General features: G+C 65.7%; 24 protein-coding genes. 21 read left to right on the forward strand and 3 right to left on the reverse strand.

The window, feature by feature from the left end; translation table 11 throughout:
* Positions 1–53: 53 nt before the first annotated feature.
* Positions 54–854, reverse strand: coding sequence for a cytochrome C assembly family protein (locus tag BMZ43_RS20285; RefSeq protein ID WP_017640798.1), 801 nt, complete (start codon positions 852–854; stop codon positions 54–56).
* 421 nt (positions 855–1,275) lie between these two features.
* Here BMZ43_RS20285 and ffh point away from each other — a divergent pair, with 421 nt between their 5' ends.
* From ffh to BMZ43_RS20350, 13 genes are all read left to right on the forward strand, one after another.
* Positions 1,276–2,655 carry a signal recognition particle protein gene (ffh, locus tag BMZ43_RS20290; protein WP_007160953.1) on the forward strand — a complete coding sequence of 460 codons (1,380 nt, stop codon included), beginning with the start codon at positions 1,276–1,278 and terminating at the stop codon, positions 2,653–2,655.
* Between the two features lie 250 nt (positions 2,656–2,905).
* Positions 2,906–3,154: a 30S ribosomal protein S16 gene (gene rpsP, locus BMZ43_RS20295; protein ID WP_017640797.1), complete on the forward strand. Its 249-nt coding sequence runs from the start codon at positions 2,906–2,908 to the stop codon at positions 3,152–3,154.
* 5 nt (positions 3,155–3,159) lie between these two features.
* A complete protein-coding gene (gene rimM, locus BMZ43_RS20300) occupies positions 3,160–3,696 on the forward strand; it encodes a ribosome maturation factor RimM (protein WP_064307868.1) in 537 nt (178 codons plus the stop codon).
* Between the two features lie 3 nt (positions 3,697–3,699).
* On the forward strand, positions 3,700–4,437 hold the full coding sequence (gene trmD, locus BMZ43_RS20305; RefSeq protein ID WP_068383467.1) for a tRNA (guanosine(37)-N1)-methyltransferase TrmD: 738 nt from the start codon (positions 3,700–3,702) through the stop codon (positions 4,435–4,437).
* Positions 4,438–4,479: 42 nt separating this feature from the next.
* Positions 4,480–4,830, forward strand: a complete 351-nt coding sequence (gene rplS, locus BMZ43_RS20310) for a 50S ribosomal protein L19 (RefSeq protein WP_068383465.1) — start codon at positions 4,480–4,482, stop codon at positions 4,828–4,830.
* Positions 4,831–4,895: 65 nt separating this feature from the next.
* Entirely contained in the window at positions 4,896–5,309 is a 414-nt protein-coding gene (locus BMZ43_RS20315) for an acyl-CoA thioesterase (RefSeq protein ID WP_007160958.1), read from the forward strand.
* On the forward strand, positions 5,306–6,196 hold the full coding sequence (gene xerD, locus BMZ43_RS20320; RefSeq protein ID WP_068383463.1) for a site-specific tyrosine recombinase XerD: 891 nt from the start codon (positions 5,306–5,308) through the stop codon (positions 6,194–6,196). The genes BMZ43_RS20315 and xerD overlap by 4 nt, the downstream gene beginning before the upstream one ends.
* Positions 6,197–6,258: 62 nt before the next feature.
* Positions 6,259–6,984, forward strand: coding sequence for a thioredoxin fold domain-containing protein (locus tag BMZ43_RS20325; RefSeq protein WP_068383462.1), 726 nt, complete (start codon positions 6,259–6,261; stop codon positions 6,982–6,984).
* A gap of 63 nt (positions 6,985–7,047) precedes the next feature.
* Positions 7,048–8,352, forward strand: coding sequence for a homoserine dehydrogenase (locus BMZ43_RS20330; protein ID WP_093256098.1), 1,305 nt, complete (start codon positions 7,048–7,050; stop codon positions 8,350–8,352).
* A 46-nt stretch (positions 8,353–8,398) separates the two neighbouring features.
* Positions 8,399–9,808: a threonine synthase gene (gene thrC / locus BMZ43_RS20335; protein ID WP_093256100.1), complete on the forward strand. Its 1,410-nt coding sequence runs from the start codon at positions 8,399–8,401 to the stop codon at positions 9,806–9,808.
* Positions 9,809–10,083: 275 nt separating this feature from the next.
* Positions 10,084–10,623, forward strand: coding sequence for a YaeQ family protein (locus BMZ43_RS20340; protein WP_007160963.1), 540 nt, complete (start codon positions 10,084–10,086; stop codon positions 10,621–10,623).
* Complete coding sequence (recJ, locus tag BMZ43_RS20345) at positions 10,623–12,344, forward strand: single-stranded-DNA-specific exonuclease RecJ (RefSeq protein ID WP_093256102.1); 1,722 nt, start codon at positions 10,623–10,625, stop codon at positions 12,342–12,344. The genes BMZ43_RS20340 and recJ overlap by 1 nt, the downstream gene beginning before the upstream one ends.
* Positions 12,345–12,412: 68 nt before the next feature.
* Complete coding sequence (locus BMZ43_RS20350) at positions 12,413–13,516, forward strand: NADH:flavin oxidoreductase/NADH oxidase (protein WP_093256104.1); 1,104 nt, start codon at positions 12,413–12,415, stop codon at positions 13,514–13,516.
* A gap of 39 nt (positions 13,517–13,555) precedes the next feature.
* Here BMZ43_RS20350 and BMZ43_RS20355 read toward each other — a convergent pair whose 3' ends face one another.
* The gene (locus tag BMZ43_RS20355) at positions 13,556–14,026 is read right to left on the reverse strand and encodes a nuclear transport factor 2 family protein (protein WP_093256106.1); all 471 of its coding nucleotides are present in this window, start codon (positions 14,024–14,026) and stop codon (positions 13,556–13,558) included.
* 191 nt (positions 14,027–14,217) lie between these two features.
* Between BMZ43_RS20355 and BMZ43_RS20360 the strand changes: the two genes are divergently transcribed.
* Positions 14,218–14,913 carry a tellurite resistance TerB family protein gene (locus BMZ43_RS20360; RefSeq protein WP_093256109.1) on the forward strand — a complete coding sequence of 232 codons (696 nt, stop codon included), beginning with the start codon at positions 14,218–14,220 and terminating at the stop codon, positions 14,911–14,913.
* Positions 14,914–14,916: 3 nt separating this feature from the next.
* On the opposite strand, the gene BMZ43_RS20365 is transcribed toward BMZ43_RS20360, so the two are convergent.
* Entirely contained in the window at positions 14,917–15,819 is a 903-nt protein-coding gene (locus tag BMZ43_RS20365) for a LysR family transcriptional regulator (RefSeq protein ID WP_093256112.1), read from the reverse strand.
* A 146-nt stretch (positions 15,820–15,965) separates the two neighbouring features.
* On the opposite strand from BMZ43_RS20365, the gene BMZ43_RS20370 reads away from it, so the two are divergent.
* The 7 genes from BMZ43_RS20370 (at position 15,966) to BMZ43_RS20400 (ending at position 24,624) form a co-directional block, all read left to right on the forward strand.
* A complete protein-coding gene (locus tag BMZ43_RS20370) occupies positions 15,966–17,639 on the forward strand; it encodes a GMC family oxidoreductase (RefSeq protein ID WP_093256114.1) in 1,674 nt (557 codons plus the stop codon).
* A gap of 109 nt (positions 17,640–17,748) precedes the next feature.
* Positions 17,749–19,371: an MFS transporter gene (locus BMZ43_RS20375; RefSeq protein ID WP_068383453.1), complete on the forward strand. Its 1,623-nt coding sequence runs from the start codon at positions 17,749–17,751 to the stop codon at positions 19,369–19,371.
* Positions 19,372–19,471: 100 nt separating this feature from the next.
* Positions 19,472–20,567, forward strand: a protein-coding gene (gene prfB / locus BMZ43_RS20380; RefSeq protein WP_143075288.1) for a peptide chain release factor 2 whose coding sequence is annotated in 2 segments (ribosomal slippage) — positions 19,472–19,543 and positions 19,545–20,567 — 1,095 coding nt in all. Because the reading frame shifts where the segments join, the coding sequence is not laid out codon by codon here.
* A 111-nt stretch (positions 20,568–20,678) separates the two neighbouring features.
* The gene (gene lysS / locus BMZ43_RS20385) at positions 20,679–22,181 is read left to right on the forward strand and encodes a lysine--tRNA ligase (protein ID WP_068383451.1); all 1,503 of its coding nucleotides are present in this window, start codon (positions 20,679–20,681) and stop codon (positions 22,179–22,181) included.
* Positions 22,182–22,299: 118 nt separating this feature from the next.
* On the forward strand, positions 22,300–23,307 hold the full coding sequence (locus BMZ43_RS20390) for a transporter (protein ID WP_017640780.1): 1,008 nt from the start codon (positions 22,300–22,302) through the stop codon (positions 23,305–23,307).
* Positions 23,308–23,371: 64 nt separating this feature from the next.
* The gene (gene cbpA / locus BMZ43_RS20395) at positions 23,372–24,316 is read left to right on the forward strand and encodes a curved DNA-binding protein (protein WP_017640779.1); all 945 of its coding nucleotides are present in this window, start codon (positions 23,372–23,374) and stop codon (positions 24,314–24,316) included.
* Complete coding sequence (locus BMZ43_RS20400; RefSeq protein WP_064307879.1) at positions 24,316–24,624, forward strand: chaperone modulator CbpM; 309 nt, start codon at positions 24,316–24,318, stop codon at positions 24,622–24,624. The genes cbpA and BMZ43_RS20400 overlap by 1 nt, the downstream gene beginning before the upstream one ends.
* Positions 24,625–24,729: the final 105 nt, after the last annotated feature.

A 24,729-nucleotide genomic window follows, 5' to 3' on the forward strand; every position in this document is an offset into this window, starting at 1 on the left:
CGCGCCGAACGTGGTTCGGTCGTCTGATTATGCAGGTAGCGGAATGAGGACTGTCAACGATGCAGGATGAATTCCCGCACCAGCTTGCTCCCGAAGTAGGCCAGCATCAGCAGGATGAAGCCCAGCAGCGTCCAGCGAATCGCCCGGTGGCCGCGCCAGCCCAGCCGATTGCGACCCCACAGCAGAATGCCGAACACCACCCAGGCGATGCAGGAGAGCACCGTCTTGTGCACCAGGTGCTGAGCGAACATGTCCTCGACAAAGAACCAGCCGGAGATCAGCGACAGCGACAGCACCACCCAGCCGGCCCAGAGAAAGCCGAACAGCAGGCTTTCCATGGTCTGCAGCGGGGGAAAGCTGCGGATCAGGCCGGACGGATGCTTGTTCTTGAGCTGGCGATCCTGGATCAGCAGCAGCAGCGACTGCAGCACCGCCAGGGTGAAGAGACCGTAGGCGATGATCGACAGCAGCACGTGCACGACGATCTTGGGCGAGACGTCCAGCGGGGTCACGGTGCCGGGCGGTACGAATTCGGCCAGCAGCGCGGTGATGGCGCCGAGGGGATAGATCAGCACCAGCAAGGGTTGCAGCGGCATGCGCAGGCAGCCGATCAGCATCAGGGCGATGGCGGTCGCCGAGATCAGACTGGAGGCGTCGAAGAAGTCCAGGCTGAGGGTCGGTTCGAGGATCAGCTGCAGATAGACGGCCAGGGCGTGGGGCAGCAGGGCCAGGATGCCGGCGCCCAGGACCAGGGGCTTGCTCGACGGCTGTTTACGCAGCAGGCAACTGCCCTGGTAGAGGGTCGCGAGCAGATAGAGGGCAGCGGCCAGGAGGGTGGGCAGCAGGGCGTGCATGGTCCGGTTTCAGCAGAGCGGAAAGCAGGCGAGTGTGGCACAGACAGGGCGGTACAGAAAGTCCGAGCCACGCCCTGATGCTGGCTGGCTGGATCGGGCGAACCCTGGCCGCTGTCGGGTGGTCCCATGAAGTACATATCTAGAAGAGGTCGCGACCATGCTTAAATTTCTCGGCGGTACCATGGGCATCATCTTTCTGATCGGCCTGGTGGTGGTCATCGGCATCTTCTCGCTGATTTTCTGATCCCGTCCCCTCGGGCACCGGCCCTGATGCCGGTGCCTGTCCTTGCTTCCTCAGCTGCTCGCCAAAGCGGGCGCTGCTGACGGATTCACGCGGTAACCGGCCCCAGCGGCTATCCCTGGTCAGGCGCTCTTTCGTTATACTTGTCGGTCAGCCGCCGTTTCTGCCCTGGATGTCCGCATGTTCGAGAATCTCACAGACCGCCTGTCCCAAAGCCTGCGCCACATTACCGGCAAGGCCAAGCTCACCGAAGACAACATCAAGGACACCCTGCGCGAGGTGCGCATGGCGCTGCTCGAGGCGGACGTCGCCCTGCCGGTGGTCAAGGAATTCGTCAACCGGGTCAAGGAGCGGGCGGTCGGCACCGAGGTGTCCAAGAGCCTGACCCCGGGCCAGGCCTTCGTGAAGATCGTGCGCGCCGAACTCGAAGCCATCATGGGCGCGGCCAACGAAGACCTGGCGCTCAACGTGGCGCCGCCGGCGGTCATCCTCATGGCCGGCTTGCAGGGCGCGGGCAAGACCACCACTGCGGGCAAGCTGGCGCGCTTCCTCAAGGAGCGCAAGAAGAAGACCGTCATGGTCGTATCCGCCGACGTCTATCGTCCGGCTGCCATCAAGCAGCTGGAAACACTGGCCGGGGAGGTGGGGGTCACCTTCTTCCCCTCCGACATCAGCCAGAAGCCGGTAGAGATCGCCCAGGCCGCCATTCGCGAAGCCAAGCTCAAATTCATCGATGTGGTGATCGTCGACACCGCCGGTCGTTTGCACATCGACAGCGAGATGATGGCGGAGATCCAGCAGGTCCACGCCGCCACCAAGCCTGCCGAGACCCTGTTCGTGGTCGACGCCATGACCGGTCAGGACGCCGCCAACACCGCCAAGGCCTTCAACGACGCCCTGCCGCTGACCGGCGTGATCCTGACCAAGGTCGACGGTGATGCCCGGGGCGGTGCCGCCCTGTCGGTCCGCCACATCACCGGCAAGCCGATCAAGTTCATCGGCATGGGCGAGAAGAGCGAAGCCCTCGATCCCTTCCACCCGGACCGTGTCGCTTCGCGCATCCTCGGCATGGGCGACGTCCTCTCGCTGATCGAGCAGGCCGAACAGACCCTGGATCGCGAAAAGGCCGACAAGCTGGCCAAGAAGCTCAAGAAGGGCAAGGGCTTCGATCTCGAGGACTTCCGCGATCAGCTGCGCCAAATGAAGAACATGGGCGGCCTGGGTTCGCTGATGGACAAGCTGCCGACCATGATGGGTGGCATGAACATCCAGCAGATGGGCAACGCCCAGGGCGCGGCGGAAAAGCACTTCAAGCAGATGGAAGCCATCATCGACTCCATGACCCCGGCCGAGCGCCGCGATCCGGAACTGATCAGCGGCTCGCGCAAGAAGCGCATCGCCCTGGGCTCCGGTACCCAGGTGCAGGACGTCGGCCGCCTCATCAAGCAGCACAAGCAGATGCAGAAGATGATGAAGAAGGTCACCGCCAAGGGCGGCATGGCCAAGATGATGCGCGGCATGGGCAGCATGTTCCCTGGCGGCGGCATGCCCAAGATGTGATTTTCCGGTGCCGCCCGTCGCCAGATGGCCGGCATTGGAAAGGGCTCTGCGTGGGGCGTCGGCACCAGTGCTGATGCACCTTCGCGAGCGACGAGGCTCCGCTGCTGGAGTCTCCAGGCTGCCGCAATGCCGAGGGCACCGTTTAAAGCCATTGGCAAACCGGGTGACAGCCCTTAGAATATGCGGCCTTTCGGGCCATGTGGCCCAGTGTGCCCACAGCTACAAGCACCGACTACAGGAACGAAGTTCAATGGTAACCATCCGTCTAGCCCGTGGCGGCTCCAAGAAGCGCCCCTTCTACCACCTGACCGTGACCAACAGCCGCAATGCGCGTGATGGTCGTTTCGTCGAGCGCATCGGTTTCTTCAACCCGGTGGCCAGCGGCGCAGAAATCCGTCTGTCGGTGGACCAAGAGCGTGCCAGCTACTGGCTGTCGCAGGGCGCCCAGCCGTCCGAGCGCGTCGCTCAGTTGCTGAAGAGCGCTCAGGCTACCGCCTGAAGACCATGAGTACGCCGACCTCCGCCCCCGACCTGGTGGTCCTGGGCAAGATAGTTTCGGTCTTTGGCGTACGTGGTGAGCTCAAGATCTACTCCTTTACCGATCCGCTCGACAATCTGCTGGACTATCGGACCTGGACGCTGCGGCGCGAAGGCGAGACCCGGCAGGTCAAGGTGCTCGGCGGTCGGTTGCACGGCAAGGTCCTGACGGTACGGCTGCAGGGCCTGGACGATCGTGAAGAAGCCCGGCTGATGGCCGGTTTCGAGATCTGCGTGCCGCGTAGTGAATTACCCCAGCTGGGCGCCGGCGACTATTACTGGCATCAGTTGGAAGGTCTCAAGGTGATCAATCGCGAAGGCCAGTGGCTGGGTGTGGTGGATCATCTGCTGGAGACCGGGGCCAACGACGTCATGGTGGTCATGCCCTGTGCTGGCAGCCTCGACGATCGTGAGCGTCTGTTGCCCTATCTGCCCGACCAGTACGTGCTGGCGGTGGATCTGGCCAAGGGCGAGATGCAGGTCGACTGGGATGCGGATTTCTGATCCATGCGTATCGATGTCATCAGCATCTTTCCCGAGATGTTCGAAGCCGTGAGCGCCTATGGCGTGAGCGGTCGCGCGATGAAGCAGGGGCTCCTGGAGCTGACCTGCTACAACCCGCGCAACTATACCGAGGATCGCCACCAGACCGTGGACGACCGGCCCTTTGGCGGCGGTCCCGGCATGGTCATGAAGATCCAGCCGCTGGAGCGCGCCCTGGCCGATGCCCGGGGTGATTCGGCGGCGAAGGTGATCTACCTGTCCCCCCAGGGTCGCAAGCTCGACCAGGCGGCGGTACGGGAACTGGCGCAGGAGGAGCATCTGATCCTCATCGCCGGGCGTTACGAAGGCATCGACGAGCGTTTCATCGAGACGCACGTGGATGAAGAATGGTCGATTGGCGACTATGTGCTGTCCGGCGGTGAATTGCCGGCCATGGTGCTGATCGATGGGGTTACGCGACTGCTGCCCGGAGCCTTGGGGCATGTGGATTCCGCCGAGCAGGATTCGTTTACCGACGGCCTGCTCGATTGCCCGCACTACACCCGACCCGAGGTGTACGAGGGCCGTCGCGTACCCGACGTGTTGCTCAGTGGTAATCACGAGCATATCCGGCGCTGGCGCCTGCAGCAGTCCCTGGGACGCACTGCGGAGCGACGCGCCGATCTTCTGGATAGCCGCTCGCTTTCTGGGGAAGAGCAGAACCTGTTGGCGGAATACCTTCGTCAGCGGAACGATAGTTAGGTATCGATGGCGGGCCGCGGCCTGTCTTAGGAGCAGAGTGACATGACCAACAAAATCATTGCCCAGATCGAAGCTGAGCAGATGAGCAAAGAAATCCCGGCGTTCGCCCCCGGCGACACCGTGATTGTCCAGGTTAAGGTGAAGGAAGGCGACCGTCAGCGTCTGCAGGCCTTCGAAGGCGTAGTGATCGGCAAGCGTAACCGCGGCCTGAACAGCGCCTTCACCGTGCGCAAGATCTCCAACGGCGTTGGCGTCGAGCGTACCTTCCAGACCTACAGCCCGCTGGTCGACAGCCTGAGCGTCAAGCGTCGCGGTGACGTGCGCAAGGCCAAGCTGTACTACCTGCGCGAACTGTCCGGCAAGGCTGCGCGCATCAAGGAAAAGCTTTCCTGATCGCGGCGTGACCAGAAAAAAGCAGCTTCGGCTGCTTTTTTCGTTTCTGAGGTTCGAGGTAAGCAATGACGACCCGCGAAGCGGAAATCCAGCGGCGTACCGCGCTGTCGGAAACCCGGGTGGCCAAGGCGGTCTTCCCGCCCACCACCAATCATCACGACACCCTGTTCGGCGGCACCGCCCTGGCCTGGATGGACGAGGTGTCCTTCATCACCGCGACGCGCTTCTGTCGCAAGCCGCTGGTCACCGTCTCCACCGACCGGATCGATTTCAACCACCCCATCCCCGCCGGCTCCATCGTCGAGCTGATCGGCCGGGTGGTGAAGGTTGGCAACACCAGCATCAAGGTGCAGGTGGAGGTCTTCGTCGAAGGCATGCTGGCGGAAGGGCGCGAGCGCGCCATCAACGGCGCCTTCAGCTTTGTCGCGGTCGATGACGAGGGCAAGCCGACGCCGGTGCTGCCAGGCTTCGCCGCGTGAGCGCCGAACGGCTGATCGAGGAATTCCTCGACGCCCTGTGGCTGGAAAAGGGACTGTCGCCCCATACCCGCAGCGCCTATCGCACCGATCTGCTGGCCTTCGCCCGCTGGCTGGAGGGCAGGGGGCTGACCCTGGAGAACCTGGGTCGCGACGCCGTGCTCGATCATCTCGGCTGGCGCCTGAGCGAGGGCTACCAGGCGCGCTCCACGGCGCGCTTTCTCTCCGGTCTGCGCAGCTTCTACAAGTATGCCGTGCGCGAGGGGCGGGTCGCCGAGGACCCGACGCTGCTGGTGAGCATGCCGCAACTGGGCGCACCGCTGCCCAAGAGCCTGTCAGAGGCGGACGTGGAAGCCCTGCTGGCCGCACCAGATACCGAAGACACCCTGGGCCTGCGCGATCGCACCATGCTCGAGGTGCTCTATGCCACCGGGTTGCGGGTGACCGAGCTGATCAGCCTGACCCTGGACGAGATCAACCTGCGCGAGGGCTCGCTGCGGGTCTTCGGCAAGGGCAGCAAGGAGCGGCTGATCCCCTTGGGCGAAGAGGCCATCGCCTGGCTGGAAAGCTATCTGAAGACCGCGCGCCCGCTGCTGCTGGGCGGCCAGCCCGGCGATATCCTCTTTCCCAGCCAGCGGGGCACGCCCATGACCCGGCAGACCTTCTGGCACCGCATCAAGCTGCATGCCCAGGTGGCGGGCATCCGCACCTCGCTGTCACCGCATACCCTGAGGCACGCCTTCGCCACCCATTTGCTCAACCACGGCGCGGATCTGCGCACGGTGCAGATGCTGCTCGGCCATACCAGTCTGTCCACCACCCAGATCTACACCCACGTCGCCCGCGTGCGGCTGCAGCAACTGCACGCCCAGCACCATCCGCGCGGCTAGGGCCCACCGCCGTAGTCGGCAGGTCTGTGGTAGGCTTGCCGGCGTCTCAACAGGAGTCAAACATGCGTATTTCCCAACTGTTGCTCGCCGCTTGCCTGGGGCTCGGCGTGCAACTGGCTCAGGCCGAACCTGAGCAGGCCATTCGCCAGAGCCTGACCGCGCTGCAGCCCAATCTCGCCATCGAGTCCATCGCCAAGAGCCCGCTGGAAGGTCTCTACCAGGTCCAGCTCAAGGGCGGCCGGGTGCTCTATGCCAGCGGCGACGGCCAGTTCGTCATGCAGGGCTATCTATACCAGGTCAAGGACGGCAAGGCCTCCAACCTGACCGAGAAGGCCGAGAACGTCGCCGTGGCGCGGCAGATCAACGGCCTCGACCGTAACCAGATGATCATCTATCCCGCCCAGGGCGAGACCAAGGCGCACATCACCGTCTTCACCGACACCACCTGCCCCTATTGCCAGAAGCTGCACGCCGAGGTGCCCGAGCTGAACAAGCGTGGCATCGAGGTGCGCTACCTGGCCTTCCCGCGGCAGGGCATGGGCTCACCGGGCTCCAAGCAGCTGGAATCGGTGTGGTGCGCCAAGGACAAGCCGGCGGCGCTGAACCAGATGTTCACCGGCCGTGAGGTCAAGTCCGAGAGCTGCCAGAATCCGGTCGCCCAGCAATTCGCGCTGGGGCAGAACATGGGCATCCAGGGTACCCCGGCGATCATTCTCGCCGATGGCCAGATGATCCCGGGCTACCAGCCGGCCGACCAGCTGGCGGAAGCGGCAATCGGCGCCCGCTAGGCGCCTCAATCAGAGCTATGAACGGGGCCGCGGAGCGGTCCCATACGACATGGGGATAAGGGTGTGAAGCCGGTCAAAGTAGGCATCTGTGGTCTGGGTACCGTGGGCAGCGGGACCTTCAACGTACTCAAGCGCAACGCCGAGGAAATCGCCCGGCGCGCCGGACGGGGTATCGAGGTGGCGCAGATCGCCCAGCGCCGACCCAATCCCCAGTGCGATACCGGCAGTACGCCGATCACCGCCGAGGTCCTGGCGGTGGCCGACAATCCCGAGATCGACGTGGTGGTGGAGCTGATCGGTGGCTACACCCTGGCCCGCGAACTGGTGCTGCGCGCCATCGCCAACGGCAAGCACGTGGTCACCGCCAACAAGGCGCTGATCGCCGTGCATGGCAACGAGATCTTCGCCAAGGCACGCGAGCAGGGCGTGATCGTCGCCTTCGAGGCCTCGGTGGCCGGCGGCATCCCGGTGATCAAGGCGCTGCGCGAAGGCCTGGCCGCCAACCGCATCAACTGGGTGGCCGGCATCATCAACGGCACCGGCAACTTCATCCTCTCCGAGATGCGCGAGAAGGGTCGCACCTTTCCCGATGTCCTGGCCGAAGCCCAGGCGCTGGGCTATGCCGAGGCCGATCCGACCTTTGACGTCGAAGGCATCGATGCTGCCCACAAGCTGACCATCCTGGCCTCCATCGCCTTCGGCATTCCGCTGCAATTCGACAAGGCCTACACCGAGGGCATCACCCGCCTGACCACCGCCGATGTCGGCTACGCCGAGGCGCTGGGCTATCGCATCAAGCACCTGGGCGTGGCGCGCAGCACCGACCAGGGCATCGAGCTGCGGGTGCACCCGACGCTGATCCCGGCCGATCGCTTGATCGCCAACGTCAACGGCGTGATGAACGCGGTGATGGTCAATGGCGACGCCGTCGGCTCGACGCTGTTCTACGGCGCCGGTGCCGGCCAGGAGCCGACCGCCTCGGCGGTGGTGGCCGACCTGGTGGACGTGGTTCGCGCCATGACCTCGGATCCCGAGAATCGCGTACCGCACCTGGCCTTCCAGCCCGATGCGCTGTCCGACCATCCGGTGCTGTCGATCGAGTCCTGCGAGAGCGCCTACTATCTGCGTATCCAGGCCAAGGATCACCCGGGCGTGCTGGCCCAGGTGGCGAGCATCCTCTCGGCGCGCGGCATCAACATCGAGTCCATCATGCAGAAGGAAGCCGAGGAACATGACGGCCTGGTGCCCATGATCCTGCTGACCCACCGCGTGACGGAGCGCCACATGGTCGAGGCCATCACCGCGCTGGAAGCCCTCGATGACGTCGTCGGCGATGTCGTCCGCATCCGTGTCGAGCACCTGAACTGAGCAGCCTGGCGGCGCCCGGCGCCGCCGTCTTTCCCGAGGTCGAGTCATGCGTTACATCAGTACCCGCGGCCAGGCGCCCGCGCTGAATTTCGAAGAAGTGCTGCTGGCGGGTCTCGCCAGCGATGGTGGTCTCTATGTACCGGAGAACCTGCCGCGCTTTTCCCTGGAAGAGATCGCCTCCTGGGCCGGTCTGCCCTACCACGAGCTGGCCTTCCGGGTGATGAAGCCCTTCGTCGCCGGCTCCATCGCCGATGCCGAATTCAAGGCCATCCTGGAAGAGACCTACGCTGGTTTCGCCCATAGCTCGATCGCGCCGCTGCGCCAGCTGGATGCCAACGAGTGGGTGCTGGAGCTGTTCCACGGCCCGACCCTGGCCTTCAAGGACTTCGCCCTGCAACTGCTGGGACGGCTGCTCGACCATGTGCTGGCCAAGCGCGGCGAACGCGTGGTGATCATGGGCGCCACCTCCGGCGACACCGGCTCGGCGGCCATCGAAGGCTGCAAGCGCTGTGAGAACGTCGACATCTTCATCCTCCATCCGCACCAGCGGGTGTCAGAAGTGCAGCGCCGGCAGATGACCACGCTGCTGGGCGACAACATCCACAACATCGCCATCGAAGGCAACTTCGACGACTGCCAGGAGATGGTCAAAGCCAGCTTCGCCGATCAGGGTTTCCTCAAGGGCACCCCGCTGGTGGCGGTCAACTCGATCAACTGGGCGCGGATCATGGCCCAGATCGTCTACTACTTCCACGCGGCCCTGCAGCTGGGCGCCCCGGCGCGCTCCATTGCCTTCTCGGTGCCCACCGGCAACTTCGGCGACATCTTCGCCGGCTACCTGGCGCGCAACATGGGGCTGCCGGTGAGCCAGCTGGTGGTGGCCACCAACCGCAACGACATCCTGCACCGCTTCATGTCCGGCAATCGCTACGACAAGCAGCAGCTGGAAGCCACCCTGTCGCCGTCCATGGACATCATGGTCTCGTCCAACTTCGAGCGCCTGTTGTTCGACCTGCACGGTCGCGACGGCCTGGCCCTGGCCGAGCTGATGGCGAACTTCCGCAGCAGCGGCACCCTGACGGTGGCGGACGATCGCTGGACCGAAGCGCGCAAGCTGTTCGACTCCCTGGCCGTGAGCGACGAGGAGACCTGCGCCACCATCGCCGAGGTCTTTGCCGCCACTGGCGAGGTGCTGGATCCGCACACCGCCATCGGCGTGCACGCCGCTCGCGAATGCCGCCGCAGCCTGGCCACGCCCATGGTGGTGCTGGGTACCGCCCACCCGGTGAAATTCCCCGAAGCGGTGGAAAAGGCCGGCATCGGCGCGACCCTCAGCCTGCCGACCCACCTGGCCGATCTGCTGCAGCGTGAAGAGCGCTGCACCGTGCTGCCCAACGACCTGGCCGCCGTCCAGGCCTTCGTCAGCCGCCACGGCAAGCGTGGTCAGCCGCTGTAAGGGGGTTCGTCCAACCGGCGACTGTAGGTTGGGCTGAGACGGCTCCCTCGTCGAAGCCCAACACGGCGGACTCCAACCGTCTTTGTTGGGGTTCGCTGCGCTCAACCCAACCTACGCTGACCTGTAGGTTGGGTTGAGACGGCTCCATCGTCGAAGCCCAACAAGGCAGACTCCAACCGTCGCTGCTACGCTCAGCCCAACCTACGGATCCACGGTCCCAAGCCCATCGGCCTTTTCCGGTACAATGCCCGGCTTTCCCTGCCGGTGACCCGCCCATGGCTCTGCAAGCCACGCCCTACAAAGTCGAACTCAACCTCACCGATCTGGATCGCGGGGTCTACGAGAATCTGCGCCTGACCGTGGCGCGGCATCCCTCCGAGACCGAGGAGCGAATGGCGGTGCGGTTGCTGGCCTATGTGCTCTGGTACAACGAGCAGCTGGCCTTTGGTCGTGGCCTGTCCGACGTCGACGAGCCGGCGCTGTGGGAAAAGAGTCTCGATGGCCGGGTGCTGCACTGGATCGAAGTCGGCCAGCCCGATGCCGAGCGCCTGACCTGGTGCAGCCGTCGCACCGAGCGCACCAGCCTGCTGGCCTACGGCAATCTGCGCGTCTGGCAGACCAAGGTGGTGGACGCGGTCAGGACGCTGAAGAATCTGCACATCGCCGCGGTTCCCGCCGAGCCCTTGGCCGAACTGGCCCGCGATCTGCCGCGCAGCATTTCCTGGCAGGTGATGATCAGCGAAGGCACCCTGTTCGTCACCGACGACCGCGGTCAGCACGAATTGCAGCTGGAATGGCTGCTGGGCGAACGTTGATGCGCCTGGAGCCCCGTCCGCTGCCGGCGGTATTGCCCGACCTGGGCGATCTGCCGCCGCTGCTCACCCGGCTCTATGCCGCGCGCGGCGTGACCCTGCCGGAAGAACTGGACAAGGGGCTGGCGCGGCTGGTGCCCTATCACCAGCTCAAGGGCATCGAGGCGGCGGTGAAGCTGCTGGCGCGCGCTCTGGAAGAGCGCCGGCGCATCCTCATCGTCGGCGATTTCGATGCCGATGGCGCCACCGCCAGCGCCGTGGGCGTGCTGGCCCTGCGTCGCCTGGGCGCGGCCTGGGTCGACTATCTGGTGCCCAATCGCTTCGAATACGGCTACGGCCTGACGCCCGAGATCGTCGCCGTGGCCCTGCAGCGCGAACCCGAGGTGCTGCTCACCGTCGATAACGGCATCTCCAGCCTGGATGGAGTGGCCGTGGCCAAGGCGGCCGGGCTGCAGGTAGTCATCACCGACCACCACCTGCCGGGCGCCGAATTGCCCGCCGCCGATGCCATCGTCAATCCGAATCAGCCGGCCTGCGCCTTTCCCAGCAAATGCATCGCCGGGGTCGGGGTGATCTTCTATGTGATGCTGGCCCTGCGCAGTCGCCTGCGCGAGAACGGCTGGTTCGCCCGTCAGGGCCTGGCGGAGCCCAATCTGGCCGAGTTGCTGGATCTGGTCGCCCTCGGCAGCGTCGCCGACGTCGTGCCGCTGGACGCCAACAACCGCATCCTGGTGCACCAGGGGCTGATGCGTATCCGCGCCGGCCGGGCACGACCGGGGCTCAAGGCGCTGCTGGAAGTGGCCGGGCGCCAGCCGGGCAAGGTGGCCTCCAGCGACCTGGGTTTCATTCTCGGCCCGCGGCTCAATGCGGCGGGGCGCCTGGACGACATGTCCATCGGTATCGAGCTGCTACTCTGCGAAGACCCGCAACTGGCGCAGGAATACGCTCAGCAGCTGGACGACTTCAACAAGGATCGCAAGAGCATCGAGCAGGGCATGCAGCGCGAGGCGCTCAAGCAGCTCAAGGAGTTGCCGGAAGACAATCTGCCCTTCGGTCTCTGTCTGTTCGACCCGGAGTGGCACCAGGGCGTGATCGGCATCCTCGCCTCGCGCCTCAAGGAAAAGTATCACCGCCCGGCGCTGGCCTTCGCCGACGACGGCAGTGGCAACGGCATGCTCAAGGGCTCGGCGCGTTCGGTACCCGGGCTGCACATCCGCGATGCCCTGGACGCCGTGGCGACCCGTCATCCGGGGCTCATCACCAAGTTCGGCGGTCACGCCATGGCCGCCGGCCTCAGTCTGCCCCAGGCGCATTATGAGACCTTTGCCAGCGCCTTCGACGCCGAGGTCCGTCGCCATCTGCAGGCCGACGACCTCAGTGGGCGCCTGCAGACCGATGGCTGCCTCGCTCCGAGCGAATTCCAGCTCGATCTGGCCCAGGCCCTGCGCAAGGCCGGCCCTTGGGGGCAGCAGTTCCCCGAGCCGCTGTTTCACGGCACCTTCGAGATCCTCTCCCAGCGCCTGCTCAAGGAACGGCACCTCAAGCTGACCCTGCGCAGCGAGCAGGGCGGCCCGGAGCTGGACGGCATCGCCTTCAACATCGACCGTGACACCTGGCCCGATCCCAACATCCGCTGGGCCGAGCTGGCCTATCGGCTGGACGTGAATGAATTCCGCGGCAACGAGAGCGTGCAGTTGCTGGTGGTGCACCTGGCACCGCGTTAGTCGGAACAGCGACCTATTCTGTTCGGGAACACTCCAATGCGGTGAATCCCGACTAGACGAGGTCCGCCATGAGTCTCCTGTTCCAGCCCCTGACCCTGCGTCAGCTGACCCTGCCCAATCGCGTGGTGGTCTCCCCGATGTGTCAGTATTCCAGCGAAGACGGCTTCGCCAACGACTGGCACCTGGTTCACCTGGGCAGTCGCGCCACCGGTGGCGCCGGCCTGGTGATCTTCGAGGCTACCGCGGTCACCGCCGACGGGCGCATCACGCCCCAGGACCTGGGGTTGTGGAAGGACGAGCAGATCGAGCCCCTGCGCCGTATCACCCAGTTCATCGAAGGCCAGGGCAGCGTAGCCGGTATCCAACTGGCCCATGCGGGCCGTAAGGCCAGTACCTGGCAACCCTGGCTCGGCAAGCACGGCAGCGTGCCCATCGCCGAAGGCGGCTGGGTGCCGGTGGCGCCCTCGGCCATCGCCTTCGATCCGCAGCATACCCGGCCCACCGCCATGGATCGCGACGATATCGCCAGCATCCGCCGGGCCTTCGTGGACACCGCCGAGCGCGCCCTGGCGGCCGGCTTCAAGGTGGCCGAGGTCCATGCCGCCCACGGCTATCTGCTGCACCAGTTCCTCTCGCCGCTCTCCAATCGCCGCGAGGACGATTACGGCGGCAATTTCGAGAATCGCATTCGCCTGTTGCTGGAAGTCACCGCTGATGTCCGCGCGGTCTGGCCGGAAGCGTTGCCGCTGTTCGTGCGGGTTTCAGCCACCGACTGGGTGGAAGACGGCTGGGATGTCGATGAGACGGTGGAGCTGGCACGCCGATTGAAGACCCTGGGCGTCGACCTGATCGACGTCTCCTCCGGCGGCACCGCCGCCCAGGCCGACATTCCCACCGGGCCCGGCTACCAGACCCAGTTCGCCGAGCGGGTGCGCAAGGAGGCTGGGATTCCCAGTGGCGCGGTGGGCATGATCACCGATGCGGCCCAGGCCGAGCACGTGCTGCGTACCGGTCAGGCCGATCTGGTGCTGCTGGCCCGCGAACTGCTGCGCGATCCCTATTGGCCGCTGAATGCCGCCGAAGCCCTACGGGAAAAGGTATCCTGGCCGCCGCAATACGTGCGCGCCGCGCACCGGGATACGCCGCTGCGCAAGCCGTTCGGGGAGGAGTAGGGCGCGGGACGGAGCCATCCGTGCGGATGGCTCCCCGAGTCAGGGCTTGACCGGGCGCAGCATCGCCTCCAGGGCGTCGCTGTCGTAGTAGTCGCCCAGATACCAGATGCGGCCGTCGCGGATCTTCATGATGCTGGCGCCGCGGATCTTGACCGGTTGCTTGCCGGTGGCGGTGACACGGTTGCCGGTCAGTTCCCATTCGAAGGCGATGCTGCGCGGGCCGATGACCGGCTTGTGCACCATCTTTACCTGTAGATCCGGGACGGCCTTGAGGGTGACCTTGACGATGCGGTCGCGGGCCTGGGTGCGGCTGGTCTCGGTGGTGGCGGCGCCGCTGTCGAAGTACTGCACCTTGGGGTCGAGCAGGGCGCTGGCGGCCTCGGCATCGTGATCGTTCCAGGCATCGAGATAGCGATTGGCGATGAGGCGGGCGTCCTCGGCGGCGGCCTGGACCTGGCCGGCAGTGAGGGCGAGCGAAAGCGCGAACAGCACAGCCAGACGCGAGCGCATGGGGTGTCTCCGGCAACTGCAAGGGAAAGGCGCAAGAGTAGCGCCGTGGGCGGCCCGCGGTCAGCAATATTTTGTATCAACCGGCTGGTCGCGACGGCGACCCCGGCAACATTCGGTAAGCAGGTGCCGGGAGCCAGACGGTGTGGTCAGCGGTCCTAAAGGGCTGAATCCTGACTCTGTGGAGGTCATCCATGAACACCCGCGGTTTGCTTGATCAATTGCTCAAGGCGGGCCAGCAGGCGCTGGCCAAGAAGACCGGTCACTCGGCCCCCCGATCCGGCACGGCGTCCACCGGCAAGGATTCCCTGGGCGGTCTGCTCTCCGGACTGGGCAACAGCGGCCTGGCGGCTGGGGCCCTGACCGCGCTGCTGGGCAGCAAGCGCGGTCGCGCCATGGGTGGCAAGGCGGTCGGCTATGGCGGTCTGGCGGCGCTGGGCATGGTGGCCTACAAGGCCTATCAGTCCTGGCAGGCCAATCAGGCCCAGGGTACGGCAGCCGTCGAGCCCCGTACCGTGGATCGGGTACCGGAGCACGAAGCCGAGGCCCATGGCCGGGCGGTGCTGATCGCCCTGATCGCGGCAGCCAAGGCCGATGGTCATGTCGATGACCAGGAGCGCCAGGCCATCGAAGCCGAGATGGCCAAGCTGGACAACGATCCCGAGTTGCGCAGCTGGTTGCAGCGCGAACTGGAACAACCGCTGGATCCGGCCAAGGTCGCCGCGGCGGCGGAAACGCCCGAGATGGGCGCCGAGATGTACCTGGCCAGCCTGATGCTGATCGACGATCAGCAATACATGGAAAAGGCCTACCTAGACGAGCTGGCGCGCCAGCTGCGCCTGGAGCCCGGCCTGCGCGCCGAGCTGGAGCGTGAGGCCGCGGCGGTCTGACCGCTAGGCGAGCGGGCGTTCCTCGCCCAGCAGGACGCTCCGCTCCGCCGCGCAGAGGTGCAGCAGGAAATCCCAGACCACGCGCAGGCGCGCGGAGCGGTGCAATTCCCGGTGCGTCGAGATCCAGTATTCCCGAGTAAAGGAGCGTTCTGGCAACACGCCCTCCAGCGGCGTGCCCTTACCTACCAGATAGCAGGGCAGCACGGCGATGCCGATGCCGGCGCAGGCCGCTTCGCGCTGGGCGATGACACTGGTGCTGCGAAAGACGATGCGCGGATCCGAACAGAGTCCCTGGATGAATTGCAGTTCGCGGGTGTACAGCAGGTCGTCGACGTAGCCGATGAAGGTCTGTTCGCCGAGGTCGGCTTCGGCATCCAGCGCCGGTGCTCGATCCAGGTAGGCGCGACTGGCATAGAACCTCAGACGATAGGGCGTCAGTCGCCGGCCGATCAGGCCTTCGGCGGTGGGCCTTTCCAGGGTGATGGCGATGTCCGCTTCGCGGTTGGTGACGCTGACGAAGCGCGGCACCGAGACCAGCTCCACTTCCAGACCCGGATAATCGCGCAGCAGCGCCCCCAGGCGCTGGGCGAGAAAACCGGTGCCCAGGCCTTCGGTCACCCCGACCCGTACCTGACCCAGCGGATTGAGTCGCTGGGTCACGGCCTCCTGGGCTAGCAGTGCGGCTTCTTCCATCGCCTGGGCATGCGCCAGCAGGGCCTGGCCGGCGGGGGTGAGCTGATAGCCGCTGGCCTGTTGCACCAGCAGCTGACTGCCCAGGGCGCGTTCCAGCGCCTCCAGGTGACGGGCGACGGTCGCATGACTGACGCCCAGGCTGCGGGCGGCGGTAAGCAGGCGGCCATGGCGCTGGACCTCCAGAAAAACCCGCAGATCGTTCCAGTCGAACATCCCGTCTCCTCGTCTCGGCCTGTCTGCGCGGTCGCTTGCGGGGCGCTGTTCAGAAATGCACAGCCGGTGCCCGTTTTCTGCGACTGTTGTTCGCGGATGACGACACTAGGATAGGGACCACAACAACAAAAAAGCGAGGGAACGTCATGCCCGGTCCTGCTGCGGAATATGACTTCATCATCGTCGGCGCCGGTCCGGCCGGCTGCCTGCTGGCCAATCGGCTGTCCGCCGATCCGGCCCATCGCGTGCTGCTGCTGGAAGCCGGCGGCCGTGACAACCATCCCTGGATCCACATCCCCGTCGGCTATCTGTTCTGCATCGGCAATCCGCGCACCGACTGGTGCTTCAAGACCGAGGTGGAGGCGGGCCTGGGTGGCCGCGCGCTCAACTATCCGCGTGGCCGGGTGCTGGGTGGCTGCTCGTCCATCAACGGCATGATCTACATGCGCGGCCAGGCCCGTGACTATGACGGCTGGGCCGCCGCTGGCAACCCCGGCTGGAGCTGGCAGGACGTACTGCCGCTGTTCAAGCGTATGGAAGATCATTGCGACGGCGCCTCGGCCGTTCATGGTGCCGGGGGTGAATGGCGGGTCGAGCGGCAGCGCCTGCACTGGACCCTGCTCGACGCCTTTCGCAGTGCCGCGGGTGAAACCGGCATCGCGCCGGTGGAAGACTTCAACACCGGCGACAACGAAGGCTGCGGCTACTTCCAGGTCAATCAGCGTAATGGCGTGCGCTGGAATGCCGCCAAGGCCTTTCTCAAGCCCATCCGCCAGCGTGCCAATCTGCAGGTGCTGACCGGGGTGCAAGTGGAGCGGGTGCTGCTGGAGGAGGGCAGGGCACGGGCGGTGCTGGCGCGGCTGCCGGGCCAGGCCGAACCCCAGCGCCTGGTGGCGCGGCGGGAGATCGTGCTCTGCGCCGGCGCCATTGGCTCGCCGACCCTGTTGCAGCGCTCCGGCATCGGTCCGCGCGGCCTGCTCGAAGGGCTGGGCATCGGTGTCCAGCATCGGCTGGAAGGGGTCGGCGGCAACCTGCAGGATCACCTGCAACTGCGGCTGATCTATCGGGTGCACGGCGTGCCGACCCTCAATGCCCTGGCCGGCAGTCTCTGGGGCAAGCTGGGCATGGGCCTGGAGTATCTCTGGAGTCGCAGTGGTCCCCTGGCCATGGCGCCGAGCCAACTGGGCGCCTTCGCCCGTTCCGATCCCGGGCAGCCCTCGGCCAATCTGCAGTATCACGTGCAGCCGCTGTCGCTGGAGCGCTTCGGCGAGCCCCTGCACGGCTTTCCCGCCTTTACCGCCTCGGTGTGCAACCTGCGCCCGGCCAGTCGTGGCCAGGTGGCCATCCGCAGCGCCGACCCGCTGGCCGCGCCGCTGATCCAGCCGCGCTACCTCAGCGCGCCGGAGGATCTCAAGGTGGCCGCCGACGCCATCCGCCTGACCCGGCGCATCGCCGCCGCGCCGGCACTGGCCGCTTACCGGCCCGAGGAGTATCTGCCAGGCCCGGCCTATCAGAGCGAGGAAGAACTGCAGCAAGCCGCGGGCGCCATTGGCACCACCATCTTCCATCCTTCCGGCACCTGCCGCATGGGGCAGGGCGCCGACGCCGTGGTGGACGCCCGCCTGCGGGTGCATGGCATTCCCGGGCTGCGGGTGGCCGACGCCTCCATCATGCCGACCCTGGTCTCGGGCAACAGCTGTTCGCCGACGCTGATGATCGCCGAGCAGGCGGCCACCTTCATGCTGGCCGAGGCGCGGGAGCAGGGCAGTCACGAGCTGCCCGCCGCGGTTGCCCGGGCCAGCGCCGCCTCGGCGGCCTAGCTGCGTCCATCCGGTTCCACCGACGGCGGAGCCTCCCGCCGTTTCCACCGTAGTAGCTGTCGCCCATAACAACAATCAGCCCGGCGATCCCGGGTCAGGAGAACGTGCGATGTCCGACTATGCCCAACCCCGGGTCCAACCCAGCGCGGCCAGCAGTCGCCGCGAAGAACGCAAGGTGATCTTCGCCTCGTCCCTGGGAACCGTCTTCGAGTGGTACGACTTCTTTCTCTACGGCGCCCTGGCGGCGGTGATCAGCAAGCAGTTCTTCGCCGGCGTCAACGACACCACCGCCTTCATCTTCGCCCTGCTGGCCTTCGCCGCCGGTTTCGTGGTGCGGCCCTTCGGTGCCCTGGTGTTCGGCCGCCTGGGCGACATGGTCGGGCGCAAGTACACCTTTCTCGCCACCATCATCCTCATGGGCATCGCCACCTTCGGCGTCGGCCTGCTGCCCACCTATGCCAGCATCGGCGTGGCCGCACCCATCATCCTGGTGGTGCTGCGCCTGCTGCAGGGCCTGGCCCTGGGCGGTGAGTACGGCGGCGCCGCTACCTACATCGCCGAGCACGCGCCGCCCGGCAAGCGCGGTGCCCACACCAGCTGGCTGCAATCCACCGCGACCCTGGGGCTGTTGCTGTCGCTGGTGGTGATCCTGGTCTGCCGCTACCTGACCGGTGACCAGTTCGAGGTCTGGGGCTGGCGCCTGCCGTTCCTGCTGTCGATCTTCCTGCTTGCCATCTCCACCTGGATCCGCCTATCGATGCACGAATCGCCGGCCTTCCTGCGCATGAAGGCCGAAGGCAAGCAGAGCAAGGCGCCGATCCGCGATTCCTTCACCAACTGGAGCAATCTCAAGGTGGTGCTGATCGCGCTGTTCAGCATCAACGGCGGCCAGGCGGTGACCTTCTACCTGTCGCAGTTCTATGTGATGTTCTTTCTTACCCAGACCCTCAAGCTGGATCCGGTGCTGGCCAACAACCTGCTGATCGTCAGCGTGATCCTGGGCGCCCCCTTCTTCGTCATCGCCGGCTGGCTGTCGGACAAGGTCGGCCGCAAGCCGATCCTGATGCTGGGCCTGCTGCTGGCCACGGTGCTCTACTTTCCGCTGTTCAAGGCCCTGACCCACTACGCCAATCCACAGATCTACCAGGCCAGCCAGCAGGCGCCCATCGTGGTGACCGCCGATCCGGCCACCTGCACCTTCCAGTTCGATCCGGTAGGCAAGGCGCGTTTCGACAGCCCCTGCGACCGGGTCAAGACCCTGCTGGCCAAGAGCGGACTGCCCTACCGCAGCGTGGCGGCGGCACCGGGGGACGCGGTGCAGGTCAATGTCGGCGACAAGGTCATCGTCGGCTATGACGAGCCAGCCCTGCGCGCCGCGGTACAGGCCGCCGGCTACCCGGCCAAGGCCGATGCGGCGCAGGTCAACAAGCCCATGGTGGTGGCGGTGATCTTCGCCCTGATCCTCATCGCCACCCTCTGCTACGGACCCCTTGCGGCACTGATGGTGGAGCTGTTTCCCACCCGCATCCGCTACACCTCCATGTCGCTGCCGTACCACATCGGCAATGGCTGGTTCGGCGGCTTCCTGCCCACGGTGTCCTTCGCCCTGGTGGTCTATACCGGCGACATCTTCTACGGCCTCTGGTACCCGGTACTGGTGACCGGCGTCAGCCTGGTGGTAGGCCTGCTGTGTCTGCCGGAAACCCGCCACCGCGATCTCGACGCCGATTGAGACCCAGCAGGCGGCGAATCCCCGTCGCACTCTGAGTTTCGCCGCCGATTGGGTTATACTCGCGAGCTTTTCCACAGCTTTTCTCGCGAGTGTTTCCCCCATGGAAATCAACCCGATCGTCACCAGCATCAAGGACCTCTCCAGCCGCACCGAGACCATTCGGGGGTATCTTTGACTACGATCTGAAAAAGGATCGTCTCGTCGAAGTCGAGCGCGAGCTCGAAGACCCCGCTGTCTGGAACAAGCCCGAATACGCCCAGAACCTTGGCCGCGAGCGCGCGCTGCTGGCCCAGGTGGTCGGTACCCTGGACGAGCTGAACGGTGGCCTGGCCGATGCCAGCGACCTGCTGGAAATGGCGGCCGAAGAGGAAGACCAGAGCGCGGTCGATGATGTGGCGGCCGAGGTGGAGCGCCTGCGCGGCATCCTCGAGAAGCTGGAATTCCGCCGCATGTTCAGCGGCGAGATGGACCCCAACAACTGCTACCTGGACATCCAGGCCGGCTCCGGCGGCACCGAGGCCCAGGACTGGGCCAACATGCTCTTGCGCATGTACCTGCGCTGGGCCGACCAGCACGGCTTCAGCGCCGAGATCGTCGAGTTGTCCGAAGGCGAGGTCGCCGGCATCAAGGGCGCCACCGTGCACATCAAGGGCGAATACGCCTTTGGCTGGCTGCGCACCGAGATCGGCGTGCACCGCCTGGTGCGCAAGAGTCCCTTCGACTCGGGCAACCGTCGCCACACCTCCTTTACCGCGGTGTTCGTCTCGCCCGAGATCGATGACAACATCGACATCGAGATCAACCCGTCCGATCTGCGCGTCGACACCTACCGCTCCTCCGGTGCCGGCGGCCAGCACGTGAATACCACCGACTCCGCGGTGCGGATCACCCACGTGCCCACCAACACCGTGGTGGCCTGCCAGAACGAGCGCTCCCAGCACGCCAACAAGGACACCGCCATGAAGATGCTGCGGGCCAAGTTGTACGAGTTGGAGATGCAGAAGCGCAACGCCGCCTCCCAGGCCCTGGAAGACTCCAAGTCCGATATCGGCTGGGGCCACCAGATCCGCTCCTACGTCCTCGACGCCTCGCGGATCAAGGATCTGCGCACCGGCGTGGAACGCAGCGACTGCGACAAGGTGCTCGACGGCGATCTGGACGAATACCTCGAAGCCAGCCTCAAGCAGGGCGTTTAATCCATCATTTCCTGTAGGAGCGGTCGCATCGGCGCACCGCCATGGCCGCGATAAAACTCTATCGCGGCCATGGGCCGCTCCTACGGTCAGCACCCCAGGTAAAGAGCAGACATGAGCGAACAACCCCTAGATCCCCAAGCCCAGGAACAGGAAGACAACAAGCTGATCGCCCAGCGCAAGGAAAAGCTTTCCGCGCTGCGTGACCAGCAGGCCATTCCCTTCCCCAATGACTTCCGCCGTGACAGCCTGGCCGGTGACCTGCAGCAGCAGTACGCCGACAAGACCAAGGAAGAGCTGGAAGCCGCGGGCATCAAGGTCAAGGTGGCCGGCCGCATCATGCTCAACCGCGGCGCCTTCATGGTGCTGCAGGACACCAGCGGGCGCATCCAGGTCTACGTCGACCGCAAGACCCTACCGGCCGAGACCCTGGAAGCGGTCAAGACCTGGGACCTGGGCGACATCATCGCCACCGAAGGTACCCTGGCCCGCTCCGGCAAGGGCGATCTCTACGTCAACATGAGCGATGTGCGCCTGCTGACCAAGTCGCTGCGCCCGCTGCCCGACAAGCACCACGGCCTGACCGACACCGAGCTGCGCTATCGCCAGCGCTATGTCGACCTGATCGTCAACGAGGAGGTCCGCCAGACCTTCCGCGTGCGCTCCCAGGTCATCGCCCACATCCGCCGCTTCCTCATGGAGCGCGGTTTCCTCGAAGTGGAAACGCCCATGCTGCAGACCATTCCTGGCGGCGCGGCGGCCAAGCCCTTCGAAACCCACCACAACGCCCTGGACATGGCCATGTTCCTGCGTATCGCGCCGGAGCTGTACCTCAAGCGGCTGGTGGTCGGTGGCTTCGAGAAGGTCTTCGAGATCAACCGCAACTTCCGTAACGAAGGCGTCTCGACCCGGCACAATCCCGAGTTCACCATGCTCGAGTTCTACCAGGCCTATGCGGATTATCGCGACAACATGGACCTCACCGAGGAATTGTTCCGCGAACTGGCCATGGCCGTGCTCGGCACCACCGACGTGCCCTATGGCGACAAGGTCTTCCACTTCGGCGAGCCCTTCGTGCGCCTGTCGGTGTACGACTCCATCCTCAAGTACAACCCGGACATCACTGCGGAAGACCTGCAGGACGTCGAGAAGGCCCGCGCCATCGCCAAGCAGGCCGGCGCCAAGGTCCTCGGCCACGAAGGCCTGGGCAAGCTGCAGGTGATGATTTTCGAGGAGCTGGTGGAGAGCAAGCTGGAGCAGCCGCACTTCATCACCGAGTACCCCTTCGAGGTCTCGCCGCTGGCCCGGCGCAACGACGACAATCCCAGCGTCACCGACCGCTTCGAGCTGTTCATCGGTGGCCGCGAGATCGCCAACGCCTACTCCGAGCTCAACGACGCCGAAGACCAGGCCGAGCGCTTCATGCTGCAGGTCCAGGAAAAGGACGCCGGTGACGACGAGGCCATGCACTACGACGCCGACTTCATCAACGCCTTGGAATACGGCATGCCGCCCACCGCCGGCGAAGGCATCGGCATCGACCGCCTGGTGATGCTGCTGACCAACTCGCCGTCGATCCGCGACGTCATCCTCTTCCCGCACATGCGTCCGCAATAAGCGCCGCGCCTCCTTTCCGGGGGCGCCGCTGGCACCTGCTGACTCGGGGCTCTGTCATCAAAGGTTCATCCGGACCTGCTAACAGAGCCCTGATGTCGCGTTCCCTCCGCAGGTAGCCATGACCAACACCCTGATTCCTCTGCATCCGGCTGCCGAACGGCTGGGGCTGCTCTACGCCTACCATTTCACTTCCGGTCAGCCGGGGCGCGCCCTGACCATGGCGCCGGAAGATCCCTGGGACGCGGAAGAGGGTGGCTTTCGCTGGCTGCACTTCAACCTGGCCCATGCCGCCGCCGAGCGCTGGATGCGCGAGCACCTGGGGCTACCGGAGGAATTCTTCGAATCCCTGCACGCCGGTTCCCATTCGACCCGGCTGGAGCCAGCCGACGACACCCTGCTGGGGGTGGTGAACGACGTGACCCTGGCCTACGGACAGGTCTCGGTGGACGTCGCCACCCTCTGGGCCTGCGCCCGTCCGGGACTGCTGGTGACCGCCCGGGCCCAGCCGCTGCGCTCGGTGGATCGCCTGCGCCACGCGGTACGCCGGGGTGAGGGCTTCGGCTCGACCCTGGAACTGCTGGTGCATCTGCTGCGCGACCAGGCCGATGTGCTGACCGGCATCATCCGCGACACCACGGTCAAGGTGGACGCCATCGAGGATCGGCTGCTGTCCCAGCGGCTGGCCGCCAGTCGCGCCGAGCTGGGTAGTCTGAGACGCGCCCTGGTGCGTTTGCAGCGCTTGCTGGCCCTGGAGCCGGGCTCGCTGCTGCGCCTGCTCAACCGGCCGCCCGCGTGGCTGCGCCGCGACGACATCCAGACCCTGCGCGAGGCCACTGAGGAATTCGATCGGGTGCTGGACGACCTCGCCGCCCTGGTGGAGCGTCTCAAGCTGCTGCAGGAGGAGATCGCCGCCGCCTCCGCCGAGCAGACCAACCGCACCCTGTTCACCCTGACCCTGGTCACGGTGCTGGCCCTGCCGATCAACATCATCGCCGGCTTTTTCGGCATGAACGTCGGCGGCATTCCGCTTGCCGATTCGCCCCATGGCTTCTGGATCTTGGTAGCGTTGGTGGCGACCTTTACCGTGCTGGCCGGTAGCCTGGCCTTCCGCAAGCGCGGCGACTGACCAGAGTCATGCAACCGTTGCAGGCACCGCGCGGTCTCTAGGGGAACCCCCACTGGAGACCGCAATGGACTTCAAGGACTACTACGAGGTGCTCGGCGTCGCCCCCGATGTCGACGACAAGACCCTCAAGACCACCTACCGCAAACTGGCGCGCAAGTACCACCCCGACGTGAGCAAGGAGGCCGATGCCGAGGCCCGCTTCAAGGAGGTGGCCGAGGCCTATGACGTCCTACGCGATCCGCACAAGCGTGCGGAATACGACCAGGTGCGCCTCTATCAGCAACAGGGCGAGCGCTTCCAGGTGCCGCCGGATTGGCAACCGGGCTCGGGTGCCGACTACAGCGATCCCCATGCCGGCTTCGGCCAGGATTATTCCGACTTCTTCGAGTCCCTGTTCGGTGCCGCCGGACGCTCGCAGCAGGGTGGCTTCGCCCGCCGTGGCCGCGACGTCGAGCTGGAATTACCTCTGTTTCTCGAAGAGAGCCAGGCCGGCAGCACCAAGCCGCTGAGCTTTTCGTTGCCGCAGCGTGACGAGCTGGGCCGGCGCGTCGGCGAGACCACCAAGACCCTCAACGTCAAGATTCCCGCCGGCAGCACCGACGGCGAGCGTATCCGCTTGAAAGGGCAGGGCGAGCCGGGCATCGGTGGCGCGGAGCCGGGTGACCTCTACCTGGTCATCCGTCTGGTGCCCCATCCCCTGTTCGACGTGGATGGCCAGGACCTGGTGGTCAGCGTGCCGCTCGCCCCCTGGGAGGCGGCCTTGGGCGCCAAGGTGCAGGTGCCGACGCTGGATGGGCAGATCATGCTCAGCATCCCGCCCGGCAGCCAGAACGGTGCGCGGCTGCGGGTACGGGGCAAGGGCCTGGCCGGCAAGAACGGGCAGGGCGATCTGCATGCCCTGCTCAAGGTGGTGATGCCGCCCAAAGGTGATGAAGCAACCCAGGCGCTGTGGCGCCAACTGGCCGAGCGGGCGGCCTTCGATCCCCGCCAAGACTGGAGGAAAGTCTGATGAGCAGTCTGATCGTCCTGCAGGAATTCTGTGCGCTCTGCGAGGTGAGCGAGCCGGTGGTGGTGGAAATCGTCGAACACGGCATCCTGGCGCCCCAGCGTGGCAAGCGCCCGGCCGAGTGGCATTTCGACACCGGTGCCCTGCACCGCGCCCGCCGCGCCGTGCGCCTGCGCCACGAACTGGACCTGGACTGGTCCGCGACCGCCCTGGCGCTGCACCTCTTGGATGAGATGGAAGAACTGCGCCGCGAGAACCAGCGGCTGCGACGGCGCCTGGAACGCTTCGCTGGCGAGCTGCGGGACGTCTGACCGACCGCGTAGGGTGGGTTGAGACGGCTTTATCGTCGAAGCCCAACGAGGAAGGTCGCGTCTGGTTGTTGGGCTTCGCTGCGCTCAACCCAACCTACGGAACTC

This window comes from Pseudomonas sp. Snoq117.2 (assembly GCF_900110545.1).
In the GTDB taxonomy this organism is placed as follows: Bacteria; Pseudomonadota; Gammaproteobacteria; order Pseudomonadales; family Pseudomonadaceae; genus Chryseomonas; species Chryseomonas benzopyrenica.